The sequence below is a fragment of the Extibacter muris genome (genome assembly GCF_004345005.1).
GTDB classification, from domain to species: Bacteria; Bacillota; Clostridia; order Lachnospirales; family Lachnospiraceae; genus Extibacter; species Extibacter muris.
Genome location: NZ_SMMX01000016.1, coordinates 46,564 through 66,047, shown reverse-complemented (window position 1 = coordinate 66,047; position 19,484 = coordinate 46,564). Strand labels below are relative to the sequence as shown.

Sequence of the window (19,484 nt, the reverse complement as noted above, 5' to 3'; positions counted from 1 at the left end):
TGATGTTTGCAAGCAATGGCGATAAATTTCCACCTTGCGGTGTTCCTATCACAGAGTCCTCGTACTCATCGTCTATCCTTATTCCACTGACTAGGTACTTACGGATTATCGATATAACATCCCCGTCTTGGTTACGGCAGGTGTTGTCTCTTCTGCAATACGAGACTATACTCCAACTGATTGATTGTTCGCCCCTTCGCTCCATTCCCATTACAGGGACTTCCTCACTACTATGGGCTCTGCTGACTTCTCACAGTTCGTTGTTACTAGGCTAAGGAAACCCCTGTGAGACCTCCCCAGTTAAGGTGCAAACTCTTTCCCCCATATATCTGCCACATTTACTTTTCTCCTACAAAAGTGATAGTTATTAGACTTCGCTTCATTTTGCAAGCTTATCTCTCGGAGACCAGCCTTATATGTGATTTCTGTCCGTCAGACCAGGGGGGTGCTTGCAGCTTCTTTCAGATCTTATCTCGCGATAAACACCCTTGCTGTTCAGCTATACACTTCCCACTATCTGGGCATGTTCGGGACTTTCACCCGTTAGAGTTTGCCCATGCTGGGCAAACAAAAATAGCCATCATAATCATTCTGATAATGATGGCTATTTTATATTTAATTTTATTATATTCTTATTATTTATCGGAGGTTCATTTTTGATTCTATTCCCTTAAGCCTATCTCCTTTTTATATTCGAATTATAACTCAAAGCTTCGGACTATAAAATTATAATCTTCATATCATTATTTATATCCCTCATTTTTCTCTATATAAGCCAGTCAACCCGGTTATTATACCTATAGCCGTTCCGACCATAGCCTCCGCCCTTATTCCTTCGTCTACAGCCGTATTAAGTTATTTCTTCTATAACCACTGACTATATAGCTCCCATTATATAAATTCAGATATATTAGCTGATGTTTCTTCACACATCTTCTAATCTCTTTGAACTATCTGTGGTATATGCTATCAATATGTCTGCAAATATGAATCTTGGCATTCCGGTTATTCTTCTTCTCCGAATATTCTTCTTATTATTTATCTACCGGTTTCTTCTCTATTGTTAAGGCTTATTCTACGGGAATTTATATTTGCCATACCACTAACATATTGAGATTTTGATTCTGATATTACATTGTCCAATGGATTAAGCCTCCTTTTCCTTATTTCCAAATATATACCTCACCTACATATGAAATATAATTTTTATAATCCTTTGAAAAATGGACTGCATATATAGTTCATTATATGCACTTCCCTTTTTCAAGAATCTCTTTCTCGTCAAGATTCTTTTTTGGATTTCCTTTGGATTGACTATATAATATCATCGCGCTTTTTATTTGTCAATACTATTTTTTATATTTTAATTTATTAATTTATAATTGTATTAATTTATCTAAATATTCTGTTTATTTAACATTCAGACATGTCTGTACAACATATCTCTATAAGATGATGTCATCGATTTTTTTGTAATTGCCGAGGCTGTACGATTCTACGATATTTCCCTGGACGATATACAGGACATCCCCAATATAGATTCCCCTTGCAGCTATCATCCCGTTGCCGTTGATCTCTTCGTCAAGAAGGCATTTGAACCCATCTTCGCCACTGTAGCTGAAAAGGAAATACTTCTGGCCGCCAGATTCATATCCCGGGAACCCGATGATATTCTTCCCTGGCTCCACTAGTGCTGCTTTATAGTCGTAAGATACATCCGTACTGTATACATTGTCCAGCACATACGTATCTTTTTCTTTTACGTCTGCCATATCTGTTATATCGAACATCGTGAGTTTGACTCCTCCGGTTACGGACGTGTCCTCATCCACATCCATTCCAATGCCGACCAGAAGTCCATCCCCGTAGAAGTGCAGGTAATCGGAAAATCCAGGAATCTTTAGAGCCCCCTTTATCTCTGGCTTCTCAGGATTTGAGAAATCTACGGAATACAGCGGATCAGTCTCCCTGAAGGTCACGAAGTAGCCTGCATCTTTCATGAACCTTGCGGAATAAATCCGCTCATCCTCTGCCAGGCCCTCAATAGAGCCGATGACCTTCAGCTTATCATCCATGACATAGACAGCGTTCGTGTCCCCTACCGTAACTGCCACCCTGAGATAACCCTTATATTCATCGATAGAGAACGAGTCGTTCAGATATCCGTCAAAAGTCCCTTGGGACTCCGCCTTGAGCCTCCCGTCCTTATATGCGATCTTGCGTACTGTCGTACTTGTTTTATCCGGCTCTTGCCATTCATTTTCATAATAATAGATATTCTCGTTGCTCACATATATCTCGCCGCCTTTGGAGAAGATGGCCTTGCTGTCTGTAATCACATCCGGGTTCTCAATATCAAGTGCTGTTACGACTTCATACATATTACCCATATCTGCCGGCGGAAGGTATATATCGTCAAACGCCAGCGGCTTTTCATTGACAAGCGGCACGAAAGACTTCTCGTCCTTCCGTGATATGCCGGTCCCGGTGTAGTACGTGCTGAACAGATACAGGTAATCACCTGACATCCTGGATGAACTGTAGGAGCCGCTCTGACGTATTCTGCCCAGCTCCGCAGGCTCTGAAGGGTCTGCCACGTCGTAGGTCACTGCTTCTGTCGATGTGCTGCCGTCCATATTCCGTAACAGGTTTCCGTCCCCTTCTGTCCTGCTGCAGACCATGACCAGCCGCTTCTTTTCCGGGTTCAGATAGAATTCTTCTATAGACGTCCCCTTTTCCGCACTTATGCTACCAAATTCTTTGAGAGAGCCTCCCTTTGCCTCTACAACTGCGATTTCCTGACGGCTGTCCTTGAGTACATAGAGATATTTTCCGTCTGTTTTGGACGTATCTGCCTCATCTACCCCTTCCTGCCTGACGTTCGTAGAAGAGTATGCACTGGCGGCCGCATCTGCATCGGACTTGCTCATCTGTGCCGCGGCACTGTCTGCAGACTTGGCGGAAGAATCTTCTGTGGCTATTTCTTGGCTTTCCTGCACCCCATATGCCGCTTCCGTATTTTTCTGCTGCTTATTGTAATTCTCAATATAGGAATATATCTGGTCATAATCCTTTGCTGATGCTATCATTCCGCCGCCTTCGGCAGATTTTTGTTCTGTCTGGACCTTGCCAGTACCTCCGCCGTTCCACATGACGGCCGCGGACACCCCCGCTGCCAGCACGAGGCACGCTGCCACAAGGCCGGCAATCCTGACCGGGCTCCATCTTCTGGCCTTCTGATTATGGGCTTCCAGCATCTTTTCCACCGCATCAGGGCGTAAGCCATCCGGCGTCCTGGTGTCTTTCGTCTTTTCATCAATCTTTGTCACGATGTCTTGTTCCCTTTTATCCATATCGATGCCCCTTTCATTCATATCACATTATCTAAGCACACATTCCATCTTCTCCAGCGCCCTCTTCCTCTTAGATCGCACCGTGCTGGCATTCAGGCTCAGCATGGATCCGATTTCAGCGCTGTTGTAACCGCCGAACACTGACAGGCCGATGACTAGCTGCTCTTCCTCATCCAATACAAAAAACGCCTGTTTTACGTCCAGCGCCAGCCCATAGTCAGGCTGCCTCCCTGCAGCATCTTCGTACATTCCAAAAGACTGTTCGCTGCTTTTGTGTTTGGCATCCTTCCTGAGCTTTCTCTTGCATACATTGGCCAGAATGGTAAATATCCAGCTCTTGAACGACTCCGCTTTCCGAAGTTTCCCGATATTTTCAAAGGCGGAAACCACCGCTTCGCTGACTGCATCCTCCGCGTCATGCCCGTCCTTCATCAGGCACAGGGCAAACCGGTACAGATCCTGGTAAACCGTCTTGTACAACTGTGCAAACGTGCTTGTATCACACTTCATATCCTGCCCTCCCATGAGATATGACAATATCTTTTCCTAATACCTGTGATATAAATAAGAGTCAAAAACACCCCCGGCTGTTGCGTCAAAAAGATAAAAAATTAATTGGGGACGGAGGAAAATTAAAAAACCTCCGTCCCCAATTAATTTAAGGGTGTCCCTTTCTAGCCTTTGTAATAATTAATCAGGCATCCTTTCAGGATGATTTCACGTTCGGCATCTGTCATATCGCCTACGCTCAGAGTGATTTCCTTTAGCCCTCCATTGACTACATATGCCTTGAAGTCAGGCGTCTTATCTTCAATCGCTTTTTTGATGCCAGGTACAAAGATGTAGTCACCGTTCTTGAAGTTCAGGCTCTGATGCCCTTCCTTCGTGATAAATGGAAGCATTCCCCAGTTGATTAGATTAGAGCGGTACCTCTTTGTGGCATATTCATTGGCAATATTGGCCCATCCTCCCAACACTTTCTGGCAGGATGCCGCCTGCTCTCTGGCAGAGCCGTCGCCTGGCTTCACGGCAAATATCGTACTTCCCACGCCTATGTTCCCTTCTCCGGCTTCCGGAAATCTCTTCCGCACTTCCGCCATCACCGGCTTCAGCTCATCGACTACGTCGAGCGGACACGTGCCGGCCTCGATCGCTTTCTGTGCCTTCTGCACCTCTTTCGCCCGCCCTACATAAGCCGGGTCTTTCCTGGACAGGGTAAATTCTGCCAGGCCGAGCGGATTGGAACGGTAGGAAGAGGTCTCGCCGGACGGTATAAGCTCGTCTGTCGTCGTTACCGGGTCGTGGATCTCTGCCACTACCTTGAGCACAAGGTTTTCCGGCAGCGCAGGCATCTCAGGCCAGTCCTTGATATTAGGGCCAAACTTGATCTCTACAGAAGGATCTGCCTTTCCCTTGCTGTCAAATACTCTGTTGGCATATATTTCTTTATCAAAGTGGTACTTCAGCCCTTTATATTCTACATCCATATCTGTTGCTGAAGTGAGGTAACCTTTGTTCGCCGCAGTAGCCGCGATGGACCTCGCATCCATAAGCGCCACGGATGATATCTGGCCGCTCTGCAGCTTAGACCCTTCTCTGTTCGGGAAGTTTCTCGTTGAGTGGCGGATGGAGAACGCATGATTGGCCGGCGTGTCCCCTGCCCCGAAACACGGTCCGCAGAATGCCGTCTTCACGATTGTACCCGCCTGCATAAGATCTGCCACGGCGCCGTTCTTGACAAGTTCCATGTATATAGGCGTACTTGCCGGATATACGCTGAACGTAAATTCATCGGCCCCGATATATTTTCCGCGTATGATATCTGCCGCCGCACATATATTCTCAAAACCGCCGCCGGCACATCCGGCGATGATTCCCTGTTCCACATACAGCCGCCCGTCCACGATCTTATCCTGTAGACTATACTCTACCGCACCGTCCAGGCTTACCAGCGCCTTCTGTTCCACATCGTGGAGCACATCTTCCAGATTGGCATTCACTTCGTCAATCGTATACACGTTGGAAGGATGGAACGGCATCGCGATCATAGGCTTTATTTCACTCAAATCTACATATACCATGCCGTCATAATATGCGACGGACCCAGGATTCAGCTCCCTGTAGTCTTCTGCCCTGCCGTGTATCTCATAGAACTCTTCAATCTTGCTGTCTGTCTTCCATATGGAAGAAAGGCATGTCGTCTCTGTCGTCATGACATCTATCCCGATCCGGAAGTCTGCACTCAGCTTATCCACGCCCGGACCGACAAATTCCATCACTTTATTATTAACATATCCGTTGGCAAATGTGGCTCCGATGATGGCAAGCGCCACGTCTTGAGGGCCTACCCCCTTTGCAGGCTCTCCGTCCAGATAGATACCCACAACGCCCGGCATATTGATATCATAAGTCTTTTCCAGCAGCTGCTTCACAAGTTCCGGCCCGCCTTCGCCCATTGCCATCGTACCGAGCGCTCCATATCTCGTATGGCTGTCCGACCCAAGTATCATCTTTCCGCCGCCGGCAAGCATCTCGCGGGCATATTGATGGATGACCGCCTGATGAGGCGGCACATATACACCGCCGTACTTCTTAGCGCAGGTAAGCCCGAACATGTGGTCATCCTCATTGATCGTACCACCCACCGCGCACAGAGAATTATGGCAGTTTGTCAGGACGTATGGAATTGGAAAGCGCTCAAGCCCGGACGCCCTTGCCGTCTGGATAATTCCCACAAAGGTAATATCGTGGGATGTAAGTTTATCAAACTTGATCTGCAGGCGGTCCATACTGCCGGAAGTATTATGTTCAGCCAGTATCTTGTAAGCCATCGTATTCTTAGCTGCATCTTCCTGTGATACGGCCTGTCCTGTTCTGGCAGCCACTGCATTTACATCTTCCTCAATCTCTGTACCGTTCAGCAGATAGACACCTTTATCGTATAATTTCACCATGTTAATTTCCTCCTACTCCTTCATATATTTCATGTGGTCTGCGACCATCATAGCTATCTTAAATGTCAACGCGTCGTCGAACACCCTTACGTCAAGCCCTGTCTTCTTCTGTATCTTCTCCAGCCTGTACACAAGTGTGTTTCTGTGTACATAAAGCTGCCTGGCTGTCTCGGATATGTTCAGGTTGTTTTCAAAAAAGGTATAGACGGTAGCCAGCTCTTCATCGTCAAATTCTCCTGACCCTCCGCCATCGAACACCTCCTTCAGGAACATTTCACAAAGCGGTACCGGGAGCTGGTGTATGAGTCTGCCTATTCCAAGCTCGCTGTACGCGAGTATATTACGTTCCGCATAGAATACGCGTCCCACTTCCAATGCCATAGCGGCCTCTTTATATGATCTGGATACCTCTCTCAGTTCTTCGATTATCGTCCCGTAAGCAACCCTGACGCTGACCATGGCCTCCATATTCAGCGTATCGACAATGACCTTCGCGGTCTGGTTCATATCTTTATAATCTTCCGTCTTTTCCAGCGCTTTGACAAGAATGATATGCCCCTCGTCTACAGCCGTCACAAAGTCTCTGCTGCCTGTGGCATACAGGCCCTTCAATGTCTCAAGCACTAGGTTCTCTCCTTCGTGCTTTGGCTCGATAAGGAACACTGCCCTTCGCAGCTCCACGGGTATCTTCATCTTCTTGGCCTGATTATAGACGTCTACAAGCAGCAGGTTGTCTAAGATCAGGTTCTGGATAAAACGGTTCTTGTCCATTCTCTCTCTGTACGCGGATATCAGGTTCTCCAGCTGGCTTGCCCCCAGACGCCCGCTCATGGCAATCGGAGACTTGTTGCCCTGAAGCGCCAGCACATATACCGGTTCATCTTCAACATGAATCAGAAACAGCGCTGTGCTGTCCTCGATATATTCCCTGGCATCTCCCGTATGTTTTATAAATGATGCCACTTGCTTCTCCAGCATTGTCTGCTTTTCATTCGTCATGACAAGACATGTCGCATGAATATCCCAAACAGAAACTTCCAGCTCCGTTATCCTTCGGATATCCTGGACTGTCTTATGCAATACCTGGTTCGATAACATCCGCATCCTCCTGTCGGACTATACGTCCATTTATCATTTTACCATACGAAGCTGGCAGTGTCTAATATTTTACCATTGACACTCCACATTAATTCATGTATGATACTTTCAGAAAGCAAGGCGGCAGCAATCCATATGCCGTCTGGAACCACATACAGAATATGACTTTGCCACCGGGTAAAGTATGAGAAGCGTTTGGAAGCCATACCGTTAGGTCTTAGAAGGTATGGGACCGGGCGCTTTTTTTGGAGGCTCATTTATGAAAGAAACCAATCCTTCCTCACTTTTTCTTACCTTCTGCAAATACGTATTGTTCAATGTCACCGGGATGGTCGGCCTCTCCTGCTATATACTGGCCGATACTCTGTTTATCGCCCGGGGGCTTGGCCCTGACGGACTTACTGCACTGAATCTGGCAATCCCCGTCTACAGCTTCATCCACGGTACGGGTCTGATGGCCGGTATGGGAGGAGGCACCAGATATTCCATCCAGAAGGCTGCCGGAAATACTGCCGCGGCAAGCCGGACATTCACCACAGCCGTCATCGCGTCACTTGCCCTTTCTTTCCTCTTTGTATTGGCCGGAGCGTTCGGGGACAAGGCCCTGACCTCACTTCTTCACGCTGACAGGGCCGTGTTCGAGATGACGCGCATATATCTGAAGGTTATACTGCTGTTTGCACCTGCTTTTATGCTCAATAATGTTGTGCTCTGTTTTGTAAGGAATGACAGGAATCCCAACTTGTCCATGGCAGCCATGCTTGCCGGCAGCTTTTCTAATGTCATTCTGGACTACGTATTCATCTTTCCCCTCGGCATGGGGATATTCGGCGCCGTAATCGCCACCTGCCTTGCACCGCTTATAAGCCTCGGTATCCTTTCACTCCACCTGCTCTCTGCCAAGAGCGGCCTAAGGCTTGCAAGGCCGTCCCATATGGTAAAAAGCAGCGCGGGAATCCTCTCGCTTGGCCTGTCCTCCTTCATCGCCGAAGCGGCTTCCGGTATTGTGATGATTACGTTCAACTTCATCATCCTGTCGCTGAAAGGTAATATGGGTGTTGCGGCATACGGCATCATTGCCAACCTGTCGCTCGTCGTCACTTCTATATATACCGGTATTGCGCAGGGCAGCCAGCCGCTGTTAAGCAAAGCACACGGGGCAGGCCGGCAGGACAGCATACGTAGAGTCTATTTATATGCCATCACTTCGGCCTCTGTATTCTCTGTCGCTATCTACAGCCTCCTGTCTGTCCTGAGGGTTCCTGTCATCAGCCTGTTCAATCATAGCGGCAACAGGGCGCTGGCGGAGATGGCGGGAGAGGGAATCCTTTTATATTTTACCGCATTTTTATTTGCCGGCATCAATATAATTTCAGCCATATTATTCAGCTCCGTAGAACAGGCCAGGCTCTCCTTTTCACTTGCAATGCTTCGCGGGATAGTCCTCCTGCTACCGCTTACGCTGCTGATGTCGCACATGTTCGGGATGACAGGTGTGTGGCTTTCCTTCCCGGTAACAGAGTTGGCTACATGTGCCGTTGCACTCCTATTCGTCTGCCGGCACTTTAAAAAACAGCGTTCTCATCACAAAACAGGCGGTTAGTCAAACCAACCGCCTGCTGCTGTGCATTTAACCCGGAAGATATTGAAGAAGCCGAAAGCCTTCCGCCCGTTTACCGCATTCGCTTTATATTCTTGATTTCACGGCCGTGCTTCTCAACGATAACCTTGATAACGCCTACGTTTTCTTCCAAGGAAGTAAGCCTCCGCTCATTCTTTATCCAACCTTCAGACACAGGATACACATTTTCACATAGCATAGATACCGGGTGCTTGATATCATTCTCCACCATAAGCTGAAACTCGTAGAACTGTTGGTTTGACAGCTTTACTTTTTGTTCCAGGGCAACAATCCATTCAACCATCTGCTTCATCTGCTCGTTCATGCCTCCCAGACGGATATTAAGCTGCTTTATATCCTGCTCTACAGACTCTGCGTTCTGTTCCAGTGCTTCTACCTTATGTTCTAAGACGTCCATACGCCGTTCTATTACGTCTATACGCTGTTCTATGGCGTCCATTCGCTGTTCGATGGCGTCCAGCCTCCTGATTACCGGCTCTAGTTTTTCGTCCAGTTTCTGTTCTAGTTTCTCTTCCAGCTTTTGTTCTAGTTTCTCATCCAGCATTGCCCCAAGAATCTCAATAAATTTCTGTTCTGTCATACGCTTCACTCCTTATGTGTTTTATCATTATAACCGTTTACGTTTGCATATACAAGCTGTATTTTGTACTTGGGCATACAAAATAACAGCTTCATTTTTGTATATTATTTTTCGTCCATAGGCAACACCACACATTCCGTTTATCTAAATTATCAGTGAATTTGCTGGCCGAGCGGCCTGACCGGCTCATTATGAGCCCTGAACTGCGGAGCGCCGTTCAGATAGGTTTCATTCAGTGTATCACAATAAGCATAAGAATGCCAGCCCAATCGGGCCGGCATCCTGCGTTCTTAGAAATTAGTTTGTAATTGTAAGTTCTGTCTCTTTGTCAAACACGTGAATCTTCTCTGCATCCAGAGCGAACTTCACTGTGTCGCCTGTTCTTGCTGTCGTCCTCGGGTCAACCCTTGCTGTCATATTGGAACCTTCGTAATCAAAGTACAGGTACACTTCCGCACCCAACATCTCATATACACGGATGGTAGCTTCTATTACGGTGTTCGGGGAAGACTCGATGAACATCTGCTCATCATGCACGTCCTCCGGGCGGATGCCGAGGACGACTGTCTTACCGTCATATCCGCCGTCAATGAGCTTCTTCGCTTTCGCCGGTGGAAGCTCGATCGCAGAAGGTCCTGCCTGAAGCACTACTTTCTCACCGTTCACCTTGCATACCGCATCGATAAAGTTCATCTGAGGAGACCCGATAAATCCTGCCACGAACAGGTTGCATGGATAGTCATACAACGTCTGCGGCGTATCTACCTGCTGTACGATACCTGCATTCATAACTACGATTCTTGTTCCGAGCGTCATAGCCTCTGTCTGGTCATGAGTTACATAGATGATTGTGGTTCCAAGCCTCTGGTGCAGCTTTGAGATCTCAATACGCATCTGGCCACGGAGCTTGGCGTCCAGGTTGGAAAGAGGCTCATCCATAAGAAATACCTTAGGATTACGTACGATGGCACGGCCCATGGCAACGCGCTGTCTCTGGCCTCCTGACAGTGCCTTTGGCTTCCGGTCCAGCAGCTGTTCCAAATCGAGGATTCTGGCTGCCTCGCGGACCATCTTGTCAATCTGGTCCTTCGGAGTCTTCCGAAGCTTCAGGCCAAATGCCATGTTATCATACACCGTCATATGAGGATACAGCGCATAGTTCTGGAATACCATCGCGATATCTCTGTCCTTCGGCTCTACGTCATTTACCACTTTATCCCCAATTCTGAGCTCGCCGGAAGATATCTCCTCCAGACCTGCGATCATACGAAGCGTCGTAGACTTACCGCATCCGGACGGTCCGACAAATATGATGAACTCCTTGTCGTCAATCTCAAGATTAAAATCCTTTACCGCTTCAAATCCGTTTGGATATACTTTGTTAATGTGCTTTAATGATAAGCTTGCCATTTTTTACTTCCTCCTAATCAACCTCTCGTATCATCCGATACCTTTTTCGTTCTGTAACAAAGTATATAAAAAAAGTTCAACCTGAACCATGCCCAAGTTGAACAATCTTTTTAAATAATTCTATACAAGTTGAACAAGAGCCTAGCGGAGTCTGCCGGCATCTGCTACAGCAGCGCCTGGTATACCTCGCGCTTACCGATTCCGCGGTCCCTCGCAACCTGTTTCATAGCATCTTTTTTAGTCATGCCCGCAGAAAGATACTGTTCCATATGCTCTTCCATGCTCAGCTCCTCCCACCTGGCCCGGGCCTCTGCCCTGGCTGCCTTCCGGCTCTTGCCTTCCACGACGATTACACATTCCCCTTTCGGTTCCGTCGTCTCATAATATAAGCAGGCATCTTCCAGCGTGGTGGCAAATGCCGTCTCATGCATTTTTGTCAGTTCCCTGCATACGGTTGCCTTCCTGTCTCCCATCGCTTCGGCAAGTTCTTTCAGCGTCCGGACGAGACGGTGCGGCGCTTCATAGAGGACAATGGTCCTCGTCTCTCCCGCCAGTTCTTCCAGTATCTCCCTCCGCTCCTTTTTGTCCGAAGGAAGGAATGCCTCGAAGGCGAACCTTCTCGTGGACAGGCCTGACAGCGTAAGCGCCGTAATACACGCCGCGGCACCGGGCACGGATGTCACAGCCGCCCCTGCTTCATAACACATCTTCACAAGTTCCTCCCCCGGATCGGAAATCCCGGGCGTTCCTGCATCCGTTATGAGCGCGATGTTCCTGCCCTCAAGAAGAAGCTCTACAAGCTTCTGTCCCTTTTCAATCTTGTTATATTCATGATAGCTGGTCATCGGCGTCTTTATCTCGAAATGGTTCAAAAGCTTGATACTGTTGCGTGTATCTTCCGCTGCAATCAGATCAGCTTCTTTTAATATTCGTACTGCCCGGAATGTCATATCCTCCAGATTTCCGATTGGCGTTGCGCACAAGTACAATATACCGCCCATAATCCCCTCCTTTTCTGCACCGTACCAAGCGGACGTGCCTATACTCCGTACAGGCTGCGCAGCTCTTTTGTGTAATCACCGTTCTTTTCATATACGATAAGCGGCGGCTCTGCCTGCATCCTCGGGTTCCCGCCTTTGAGCCCCTCAATCAGAACCATATTGGGCTCCTTATCGATGTACGGATATACGAGCCGCATACGTTTCGGCTCTATCCTGTAGCCGCACATCTTCGCAAATATCTCCGGCAGGCGGAACGGACGGTGCACCATATAGAACCTTCCCTTCGGACGGAGTATCTTTGCACTTTCCCGCAGGATATCATCGAGACAGACCAGCGCCTCATGTCGGGCCACGTACAATGCCTCATTGTCATTCTTAAGCCCGTGGTTCCCAATCATATACGGGGGATTCGTCGTAATGACATGAAAAGAGGCCGGTCCGAGTAAAGCGGCCGCCTCTTTGATATCACCTGTCACAATGTCAACCTTCCCTTCAAGCCCGTTGTGGCGGACGCTCCGGCGTGCCATGTCCGCACTCTCCTCCTGTATCTCCAGCCCCACGTAACGTGAGCCTTCATTCTTGGCCTCGAGCAGAACAGGCAGGATGCCCGTTCCGGTCCCCAGATCCAGCGCCTCTTCCCCCGCCCTGACATGGGCAAAGGAAGACAGCAGCACCGCATCCATCCCAAAGCAGAACCGGCCGGGGCTCTGGATTATCTCATATCCCTTGATCTGCAGGTCGTCCAGCCGTTCTCCCGGCTTCAGATTAGTTATCATCCAGCTTTGACACCCCATTCTTCTCTTCCAGCGCCTTCAGTTGTGCAAGTTCTTCTTTCGTAAGCCTTACATCCTTTTTCCTGCGCTTTGGCTTAAACCGTAATTCGGCTGCTTTATACTCCCGGATCTCTTTCTCGTCATTTTCCAAAGTTACGATTACCTTCACCTGCTGGCGCAGCACGTTCACCGACTGGACATCCCCGTGCAGTCCCTCCGGCGTGGTCACATGGTCGCCGACAGACGGCAGCCTGTTATTCAGCTCCTCATATGTCTCTTCTTCATTGGTAAGGCAGCACATCAGCCTTCCGCACACGCCCGATATCTTCGTGGGATTCAAGGACAGGTTCTGCTCTTTGGCCATCTTGATGGACACGGGGGCAAATTCTGTCAGATACGTATTGCAGCAGAGGGGCCTGCCGCATATGCCGATTCCTCCGCGGATCTTCGTCTCGTCCCGGACACCGATCTGCCTGAGCTCGATCCTTGTGCGGAACACGCTCGCCAGATCCTTAACGAGCTCACGGAAGTCAATTCTGCCGTCTGCCGTAAAGTAGAACAATACCTTATTATTGTCAAATGTATACTCCGCGTCTATCAGCTTCATCTCCAGCCCATGCTTGCGAATCTTCTCCAGGCAGATTTCAAAGGCTTCCTTTTCCTTCTCTCTGTTTCTTGCTTCTTTATCCATATCATCCTTCGTGGCTATACGGATAACAGACTTGAGCGGCTGAGTAATCCGGTCATCTGCGACTTCCTTCGGACCGGTGACGACAGAACCAAATTCCACGCCTCTGGCGGTCTCCACGATGACCTTGTTGCCTGTCTTAATATTGAACTTTCCCGGCGCGAAAAAATATATCTTTCCCGCAGGCCGGAATCTTACTCCTATCACTTTTGTCATATCCCTAATTCTCCTTTATGGTAAGGAACAGAAGCTCCATGGCCAGCTCAAAGTTGACATTCGCCTTCAGTCTTGTCTTGGCTTTTTCGAGGCTTTCCAGAATCAGCTCGATTCCTTCGTAAGAGCTCTTTCTCGCCTGTTCTTTAATATACTTGATCTGATCCTTGAACACAACCTTGTCCATATCTTTTGTCGCTTTATATAACAAGACATCCCTGTACCATACCATGATAATGTCCAGGTAGTCGTTGATTTCAAGTTTATAAGTCGTAATCCGCTTCACCGCTTCTACGATTTCGCTAGGCTCCATCTCCTGGATATATTTCAGCAGCTGGACCGCTTCCTCACGAATCTCGTTAAAATACTCGGAGTTTGCGAGCAGTATTGCCCGTCCCATATTCCCCTGGGCAAAAGCGGTGCACATGTCCGCCTTGTAATCCGGCACTTCCATCGTCTCCATCAGGTACTTTTTGATAAGCGTGTCCTTGATATTACGAAGCTTCAGCATCACGCAGCGGGAGGCGATCGTCGGAAGCAGCGTATCCGCATTTTCCGTGAGCAGCATGATAACCGCATACTCCGGCGGCTCCTCGATCGTCTTAAGGAGCGCGTTCTGCGCCTGCACGGACATCATATCCGCCTGAGGTATGATGTATATCTTATAAGGTCCCTGGTATGGCTTTATCAGAATCGTATTGTTGACCTGTTCACGGATATCGTCCACGCTGATCGTGTTCGGCTTCTCGTGAGTCACTCTGATGATATCCGGGTGGTTCCCACTTTCAGCCTGCCTGCAGGAATGACATTCATTGCACGGGTCCGGACCGGCCTTCTCACAGAGCAGCGTCGTTGCGAACAGATTTGCGAGCATCTTCTTCCCCGCTCCCTTTTCCCCGTTCAATATATATGCGTGCGACACCTTATCTTCCTGCACTGCACTTCTTATATAGTCGATGATATTTTTGTGTCCAACCACATCTTTAAAACTTCCCATTTTGTATTTCCCCTAGTATTTTTCTGAAAATCGTACGTCAGTTACTGTTCTATTATTCCTGCATCCAGACCTCTATATACCGGTCTCTGGCCGGGCCCTCTACAGTAAAGCCCATGCCCTTATACCATTGTAACATATCTGCGGCTTCTTTCGAAACCTTTTCTCCGGGAACAATCAATGGACTGCCCGGCGGATACAGGTATGCGTATTCCATGGAAATGCATCCCACGCTTTTCTCCCATGGAACCATCTCCGTACTCCTTTGACCGGACGCAGCTGCCTGTTCCTTCAAAGCAGCGGCAGCCGAACTGCTGCAGAAAACTTCAAGATGCGGCAGCGTACCCCCTGAAGGCAGCTCATGCCATCCCGAACAGCCACAATAGGATACTCTCTCCATGCGCCGGCCAGTTTCCTGATCCATATGGCGAAGCGCGCAGACAAGACGGCGCATCCCTTCCTCTACATCTCCGACCGACGTCATCGCCAGCACATAAGTTCCAGCGGCCATCTCCATCTGTAAATGATAGTCCTCCAGAAGTGCTTTGTAAAGCATCTGCCCGGTCATATCTGTATGCTTCACCGATATGATTAACTTGGAACGGTCAAAATGCACTGTCTCTGCCAGCTGCAGAAACTTAAGCTCTCTCAGCTCCTTCCGCGTACGCTCCAGCAGCTCCACATAGGGGCCGAACATACCCGCTCCCCGCCTCTCCAGAAGGTCGATGCAGGAATCTATACTTGCCATCAATACATAAGATGGGCTGCTCGTCTGCAGCATGTGCAGGTACTCTCTCACCTTTCCCCGGTCCACAAGCTCCCCGTTCATATGCAGCAATGCCGTCTGGGTCAGTGACGGTAACGTTTTGTGCAGACTGTGAACAACGATGTCCGCTCCCTTTGTATTGGAATTCTCTGGAAAATAAGGATGGAATCCGAAGTGTGCCCCATGAGCTTCATCTACGATCAGCGGAACCCCTTTTTCATGGGCTGCCGCGGCGATGGAGCCGACATCCGATACGACGCCGTCATAAGTCGGCGAGACGATTATAACCGCCCGTATATGCGGATATCTTTCTAAAGCACCCTTCACGTCCCCGGCAGATATCTCCGTATTCAGACATACATCTGTGCTGAACCCCGGATATAAATAAACAGGGTCTAACTCATTCAGATATATAGCATGATACACGGACTTGTGGCAGTTTCTTGCCACAAGTACCGTGTCTCCTTTTTTAGTCACGCCCGCAACAGCGCTTAAGATTCCTACCGTGCTCCCATTGACAAGGAAATGCGTCTCCTCCGCCTGATAGACCAGTGCCGCCCTTATCTGGGCCTCCTTCAGCATTCCCTGTGCATGATGCAGGTCATCAAAGCCCTCGATCTCCGTAATGTCAATCTGGTACGGGATGGAGGACTTCAGCATGTCTGCATTCCGCTTATGGCCCGGCATATGGAAACCGTAGAAATCAGAATCACTATATTCACTTAACTTATCATAAATTGTGTTCATAAAACGCTGTGGCTTTCTCTTAGTGTATGCTTACAGGACTGCTACAGTCCGATAAGCAAGTCTATAATCTCTTCAGCAGCTCTTCTCTTTCTTTTTCAAAGCCAGGTTTGCCGAGAAGCGCAAACATATTCTTCTTGTAGCTCTCCACGCCCGGCTGGTTAAACGGATTCACTCCAAGGATATATCCGCTTACGCCGCACGCAAACTCAAAGAAGTAGAACAGCTGGCCAAGTGAAAATTCATCCTGTTTCGGTATGTTGACCATCAGGTTCGGCACATTGCCGTCCGTATGGGCAAGAATCGTACCATTCATGGCACTTTTGTTAACAAAATCAACATCCTTGCCTGCAAGATAGTTCAACCCGTCCAGATCAACCGGTTCTTCCTGAAGGAAAATCTCTTCTGCCGACTCCTCCACATTCAGCACCGTCTCATACATGATGCGGCTTCCATCCTGGATGAACTGTCCCATGGAGTGCAGGTCGGTAGTAAGATCCACGGACGCCGGGAAGATTCCCTTCTGGTCTTTGCCCTCGCTCTCGCCATATAGCTGCTTCCACCATTCAGATACATAGTGGAGGCTTGGCTCATAATTTGCGAGGATCTCTACCATCTTTCCCTTGCGGTGGAGTATGTTGCGGACTGCCGCATAAAGCATGGCGTCATTTTCTTCAAAGGGGGCCTCCAGAGCCATCTTCCGGCCTGATGCAGCCCCCTCCATCAGCCTATCGATATCTGCTCCGCTTACCGCGATGGGGAGAAGCCCAACTGCGGTGAGCACGGAAAAGCGCCCGCCTACATCGTCCGGCACGACAAAGGTATCATAGCCTTCCTCATCGGCAAGGTTCTTGAGCGCCCCTCTCGCCTTGTCCGTCGTCGCATAGATTCTCTTCCCTGCCTCAGCCTTTCCATATCTCTTCTCCAGCATCTCCTTAAAAATACGGAATGCAATGGCCGGCTCTGTTGTCGTCCCCGATTTGGAGATGATATTCACTGAGAAATCCCTTTCTCCAATTACGTCAGCCAGATGCTTCAGATATGTACTGCTGATACTGTTTCCTACATAATATATTTCAGGCGTCTTCCTAATTTCCTTAGAAACCATGTTATAAAAGTTGTGACGAAGAAATTCTATCGCGGCCCTTGCCCCGAGATAAGAGCCCCCGATACCGATTACAAGCAATACTTCGGAATCAGACTGGATTTTCTTCGCGGCTTTTTTGATCCGCGCAAATTCTTCTTTATCATAGTCAACAGGAAGGTCAATCCACCCAAGGAAATCATTCCCCGCCCCTTCTCTTGAAAGAAGCTCTGCTTTCGCCTGCTCTGCAATGTTCTTCATGGACTCCAGTTCATGGTTGCAGATAAATGTCTTTGCTTTTGAATAGTCAAATGTTACTTTATTTTCCATAGTGACCCTTCCCTTCTATCTTAAAGTATATATCTTATTCATTTTAGCAGATCGGGAAGTTTTAATCAAGCCATAAACTCTTCCAGGATCTGGCGGATAAGCACATCTTTGGCCAGCGGTTCCTGCTTCTTCTCCGGCTTCTTCTCTTCTTTTATCTGTACCGGTTCCTTGACCTCTTCTTTCAGCACCTTCTCAGCCATCGCTTTGATCGGATCCTTCACATCCGGGACCTCATACGGTTCCGGCATCACAGGTGGTGTAATCTCCGGCTTCGTTGACGGAGACGGCACTTCCCGCGCAGGCATCGGACGCTCCGGCGTACCATGCTTGTCCTCCTTTTTTTCTTCGGCTTCTATGGCCATGTCAGAAACTGCCCCAAACTCTACCGCAGGTGACTCAGGCGCCATGACTTTCAATTCCTTCTGATATGTCTTTTCATAGCGGTGTAGGCAAACATTTTCCAGATAATCTACCATATAGTTTCTTACGGCGTCCAGCCTGTAATTCTCATCTGTCGTCAGGTGGAAGAGAAAGACCAGGATTGCAAGCCCTGCACCGGCCGCACCTGTCTTCAGCACCATATCCTGCATCCCGTTCACCACATACTGAAGCGCCGCACCGGCCGCGCCGATAAGCAGGCACATACCTGCCGCGGCTTTCTCCATGCGCCTCCAGCTGTGGAGCTTCATTCCTGCGGTACGGTATTCATACAGATACTTGTCCACAAACACATTGACATTCTCCACCGTATCGCTGATCATGCATGCGTGTTCAAACTTGGCACGAACAAGGCGCATGAGCGGATGTGTACTTTTATTCATATTTCCGGCCGCACGCACCATACGCTTCAGCGTAACATTCACAATCAGTTTGCTGATAATCCCCAATACTGTCATAACTCCCATAAGCACAAATAAAATATGCTTGTCCAATATAAATTCTAACATAAAAAAGCCCTCCTTCTTGATTCGATTATAACCGAAGTCATGAAAGAGAGCGTAAAAACCATTCTACATATTCCGCCTCCCGGCAGGGGAAATTCTGTCTAATCCGTTCAGATCTTCCCGAGGCGCCATTTAGATAATTTCCACCAACTGCTTTACAAGCCTTATGCTGTGTACGATTGCCAGCTTCTCAAACGCGGGGTAGTCCATGGTGGCACTGTTGTCGGCTTTGTCAGAAATGGCTCGAATGATGACATACGAAACTTTGTTCAGGTATGCGGCCTGTGCAATCCCCGCCCCTTCCATCTCCACACAGAGCGGCTGGAAGTTATCACGTATCTTGTCTTTCACACGGCCTGAGGATATGAACTGGTCCCCGCTTGCTATCCTGCCCGTAAATGTCCGGATATCTGGATTCACCTGCCGGTTCGCCTCCACTGCTTTCTTCACGAGATTCTCATCGGCAGGAAACGCGAGCGTATCCATCCTTGGCACCTGGCCTGCCGGATCCCCGACTGCGGTAGCGTCCACATCGTGATGCAGGGCATCTGTAGAGATGACTATATCTCCGATATCAATCTGGACATCTAATGAGCCTGCGACTCCGGTATTGATCAGCAGATCAACGTGGAAGCAGTCAATCAATATCTGCGTGCAGATTGCCGCATTCACCTTTCCGATCCCGCTCCTCACTACGACCGCGTCTTTTCCACACAGGATACCCCGGCAGAATTCCATGGATGCCCTCGTGATAATCTCCTCAATTTCCATATCCTTTTTCAGCGCCGCCACTTCCTCTTCCATGGCTCCAATAATTCCAATCATATCTATCCTCCTGCCCCATATATTCTATTATAATTTTCATGTGCCTTCCGGCATCTGCTGGGTTTCATTATAGTGGATGGCATGC

Annotated in this window: 15 protein-coding genes and 1 pseudogene; 1 reads left to right on the top strand and 15 read right to left on the bottom strand. The window is 48.5% G+C overall.

Going from position 1 to position 19,484, the window contains the following annotated elements; genetic code table 11:
• From E1963_RS22820 to E1963_RS15640, 5 genes and pseudogenes are all read right to left on the bottom strand, one after another.
• A pseudogene (locus E1963_RS22820) lies at positions 1-130 on the bottom strand (group II intron reverse transcriptase/maturase); the annotation flags it as partial.
• Between the two features lie 1,315 nt (positions 131-1,445).
• Positions 1,446-3,374, bottom strand: a complete 1,929-nt coding sequence (locus E1963_RS15655) for a beta-propeller domain-containing protein (RefSeq protein WP_243117764.1) — start codon at positions 3,372-3,374, stop codon at positions 1,446-1,448.
• A gap of 6 nt (positions 3,375-3,380) precedes the next feature.
• Complete coding sequence (locus tag E1963_RS15650; RefSeq protein WP_132279952.1) at positions 3,381-3,863, bottom strand: RNA polymerase sigma factor; 483 nt, start codon at positions 3,861-3,863, stop codon at positions 3,381-3,383.
• 164 nt (positions 3,864-4,027) lie between these two features.
• Positions 4,028-6,307 (bottom strand): hydratase, encoded by a 2,280-nt coding sequence (locus E1963_RS15645; protein ID WP_132279949.1) that lies wholly within the window; start codon positions 6,305-6,307, stop codon positions 4,028-4,030.
• 12 nt (positions 6,308-6,319) lie between these two features.
• A complete protein-coding gene (locus E1963_RS15640) occupies positions 6,320-7,405 on the bottom strand; it encodes a PucR family transcriptional regulator (RefSeq protein ID WP_132279946.1) in 1,086 nt (361 codons plus the stop codon).
• Positions 7,406-7,664: 259 nt separating this feature from the next.
• Between E1963_RS15640 and E1963_RS15635 the strand changes: the two genes are divergently transcribed.
• Positions 7,665-9,008 (top strand): MATE family efflux transporter, encoded by a 1,344-nt coding sequence (locus tag E1963_RS15635; RefSeq protein WP_132279943.1) that lies wholly within the window; start codon positions 7,665-7,667, stop codon positions 9,006-9,008.
• Positions 9,009-9,078: 70 nt separating this feature from the next.
• Here the strand turns inward: E1963_RS15635 and E1963_RS15630 are convergent, their stop codons facing one another.
• The 10 genes from E1963_RS15630 to E1963_RS15580 form a co-directional block, all read right to left on the bottom strand.
• Positions 9,079-9,627, bottom strand: coding sequence for a coiled-coil domain-containing protein (locus E1963_RS15630; protein WP_167482223.1), 549 nt, complete (start codon positions 9,625-9,627; stop codon positions 9,079-9,081).
• Between the two features lie 297 nt (positions 9,628-9,924).
• Positions 9,925-11,037 (bottom strand): ABC transporter ATP-binding protein, encoded by a 1,113-nt coding sequence (locus E1963_RS15620; RefSeq protein WP_132279934.1) that lies wholly within the window; start codon positions 11,035-11,037, stop codon positions 9,925-9,927.
• A gap of 164 nt (positions 11,038-11,201) precedes the next feature.
• Complete coding sequence (gene rsmI, locus E1963_RS15615) at positions 11,202-12,038, bottom strand: 16S rRNA (cytidine(1402)-2'-O)-methyltransferase (RefSeq protein ID WP_132279931.1); 837 nt, start codon at positions 12,036-12,038, stop codon at positions 11,202-11,204.
• Between the two features lie 38 nt (positions 12,039-12,076).
• Positions 12,077-12,814 (bottom strand): tRNA1(Val) (adenine(37)-N6)-methyltransferase, encoded by a 738-nt coding sequence (locus E1963_RS15610; RefSeq protein ID WP_132279967.1) that lies wholly within the window; start codon positions 12,812-12,814, stop codon positions 12,077-12,079.
• A complete protein-coding gene (locus tag E1963_RS15605) occupies positions 12,804-13,715 on the bottom strand; it encodes a PSP1 domain-containing protein (RefSeq protein ID WP_132279928.1) in 912 nt (303 codons plus the stop codon). The genes E1963_RS15610 and E1963_RS15605 overlap by 11 nt, the downstream gene beginning before the upstream one ends.
• A 4-nt stretch (positions 13,716-13,719) precedes the next feature.
• Entirely contained in the window at positions 13,720-14,709 is a 990-nt protein-coding gene (gene holB / locus E1963_RS15600) for a DNA polymerase III subunit delta' (RefSeq protein WP_132279925.1), read from the bottom strand.
• 52 nt (positions 14,710-14,761) lie between these two features.
• A complete protein-coding gene (locus E1963_RS15595; protein ID WP_132279922.1) occupies positions 14,762-16,219 on the bottom strand; it encodes an aminotransferase class I/II-fold pyridoxal phosphate-dependent enzyme in 1,458 nt (485 codons plus the stop codon).
• A gap of 61 nt (positions 16,220-16,280) precedes the next feature.
• Positions 16,281-17,630 carry a glucose-6-phosphate isomerase gene (locus tag E1963_RS15590; protein WP_132279919.1) on the bottom strand — a complete coding sequence of 450 codons (1,350 nt, stop codon included), beginning with the start codon at positions 17,628-17,630 and terminating at the stop codon, positions 16,281-16,283.
• Positions 17,631-17,695: 65 nt separating this feature from the next.
• Complete coding sequence (locus E1963_RS15585; RefSeq protein ID WP_132279916.1) at positions 17,696-18,577, bottom strand: hypothetical protein; 882 nt, start codon at positions 18,575-18,577, stop codon at positions 17,696-17,698.
• A gap of 129 nt (positions 18,578-18,706) precedes the next feature.
• A complete protein-coding gene (locus E1963_RS15580) occupies positions 18,707-19,399 on the bottom strand; it encodes a 5'-methylthioadenosine/adenosylhomocysteine nucleosidase (RefSeq protein WP_132279914.1) in 693 nt (230 codons plus the stop codon).
• Positions 19,400-19,484: the final 85 nt, after the last annotated feature.

Coding starts and splice junctions, on each gene's coding strand:
- E1963_RS15655 (WP_243117764.1), bottom strand. CDS start 3,374: ATGAATGAAAGGGGCATCGATATGGATAAAAGGGAACAAGACATCGTG.
- E1963_RS15650 (WP_132279952.1), bottom strand. CDS start 3,863: ATGAAGTGTGATACAAGCACGTTTGCACAGTTGTACAAGACGGTTTAC.
- E1963_RS15645 (WP_132279949.1), bottom strand. CDS start 6,307: ATGGTGAAATTATACGATAAAGGTGTCTATCTGCTGAACGGTACAGAG.
- E1963_RS15640 (WP_132279946.1), bottom strand. CDS start 7,405: ATGTTATCGAACCAGGTATTGCATAAGACAGTCCAGGATATCCGAAGG.
- E1963_RS15635 (WP_132279943.1), top strand. CDS start 7,665: ATGAAAGAAACCAATCCTTCCTCACTTTTTCTTACCTTCTGCAAATAC.
- E1963_RS15630 (WP_167482223.1), bottom strand. CDS start 9,627: ATGACAGAACAGAAATTTATTGAGATTCTTGGGGCAATGCTGGATGAG.
- E1963_RS15620 (WP_132279934.1), bottom strand. CDS start 11,037: ATGGCAAGCTTATCATTAAAGCACATTAACAAAGTATATCCAAACGGA.
- rsmI (WP_132279931.1), bottom strand. CDS start 12,038: ATGGGCGGTATATTGTACTTGTGCGCAACGCCAATCGGAAATCTGGAG.
- E1963_RS15610 (WP_132279967.1), bottom strand. CDS start 12,814: ATGATAACTAATCTGAAGCCGGGAGAACGGCTGGACGACCTGCAGATC.
- E1963_RS15605 (WP_132279928.1), bottom strand. CDS start 13,715: ATGACAAAAGTGATAGGAGTAAGATTCCGGCCTGCGGGAAAGATATAT.
- holB (WP_132279925.1), bottom strand. CDS start 14,709: ATGGGAAGTTTTAAAGATGTGGTTGGACACAAAAATATCATCGACTAT.
- E1963_RS15595 (WP_132279922.1), bottom strand. CDS start 16,219: ATGAACACAATTTATGATAAGTTAAGTGAATATAGTGATTCTGATTTC.
- E1963_RS15590 (WP_132279919.1), bottom strand. CDS start 17,630: ATGGAAAATAAAGTAACATTTGACTATTCAAAAGCAAAGACATTTATC.
- E1963_RS15585 (WP_132279916.1), bottom strand. CDS start 18,577: ATGTTAGAATTTATATTGGACAAGCATATTTTATTTGTGCTTATGGGA.
- E1963_RS15580 (WP_132279914.1), bottom strand. CDS start 19,399: ATGATTGGAATTATTGGAGCCATGGAAGAGGAAGTGGCGGCGCTGAAA.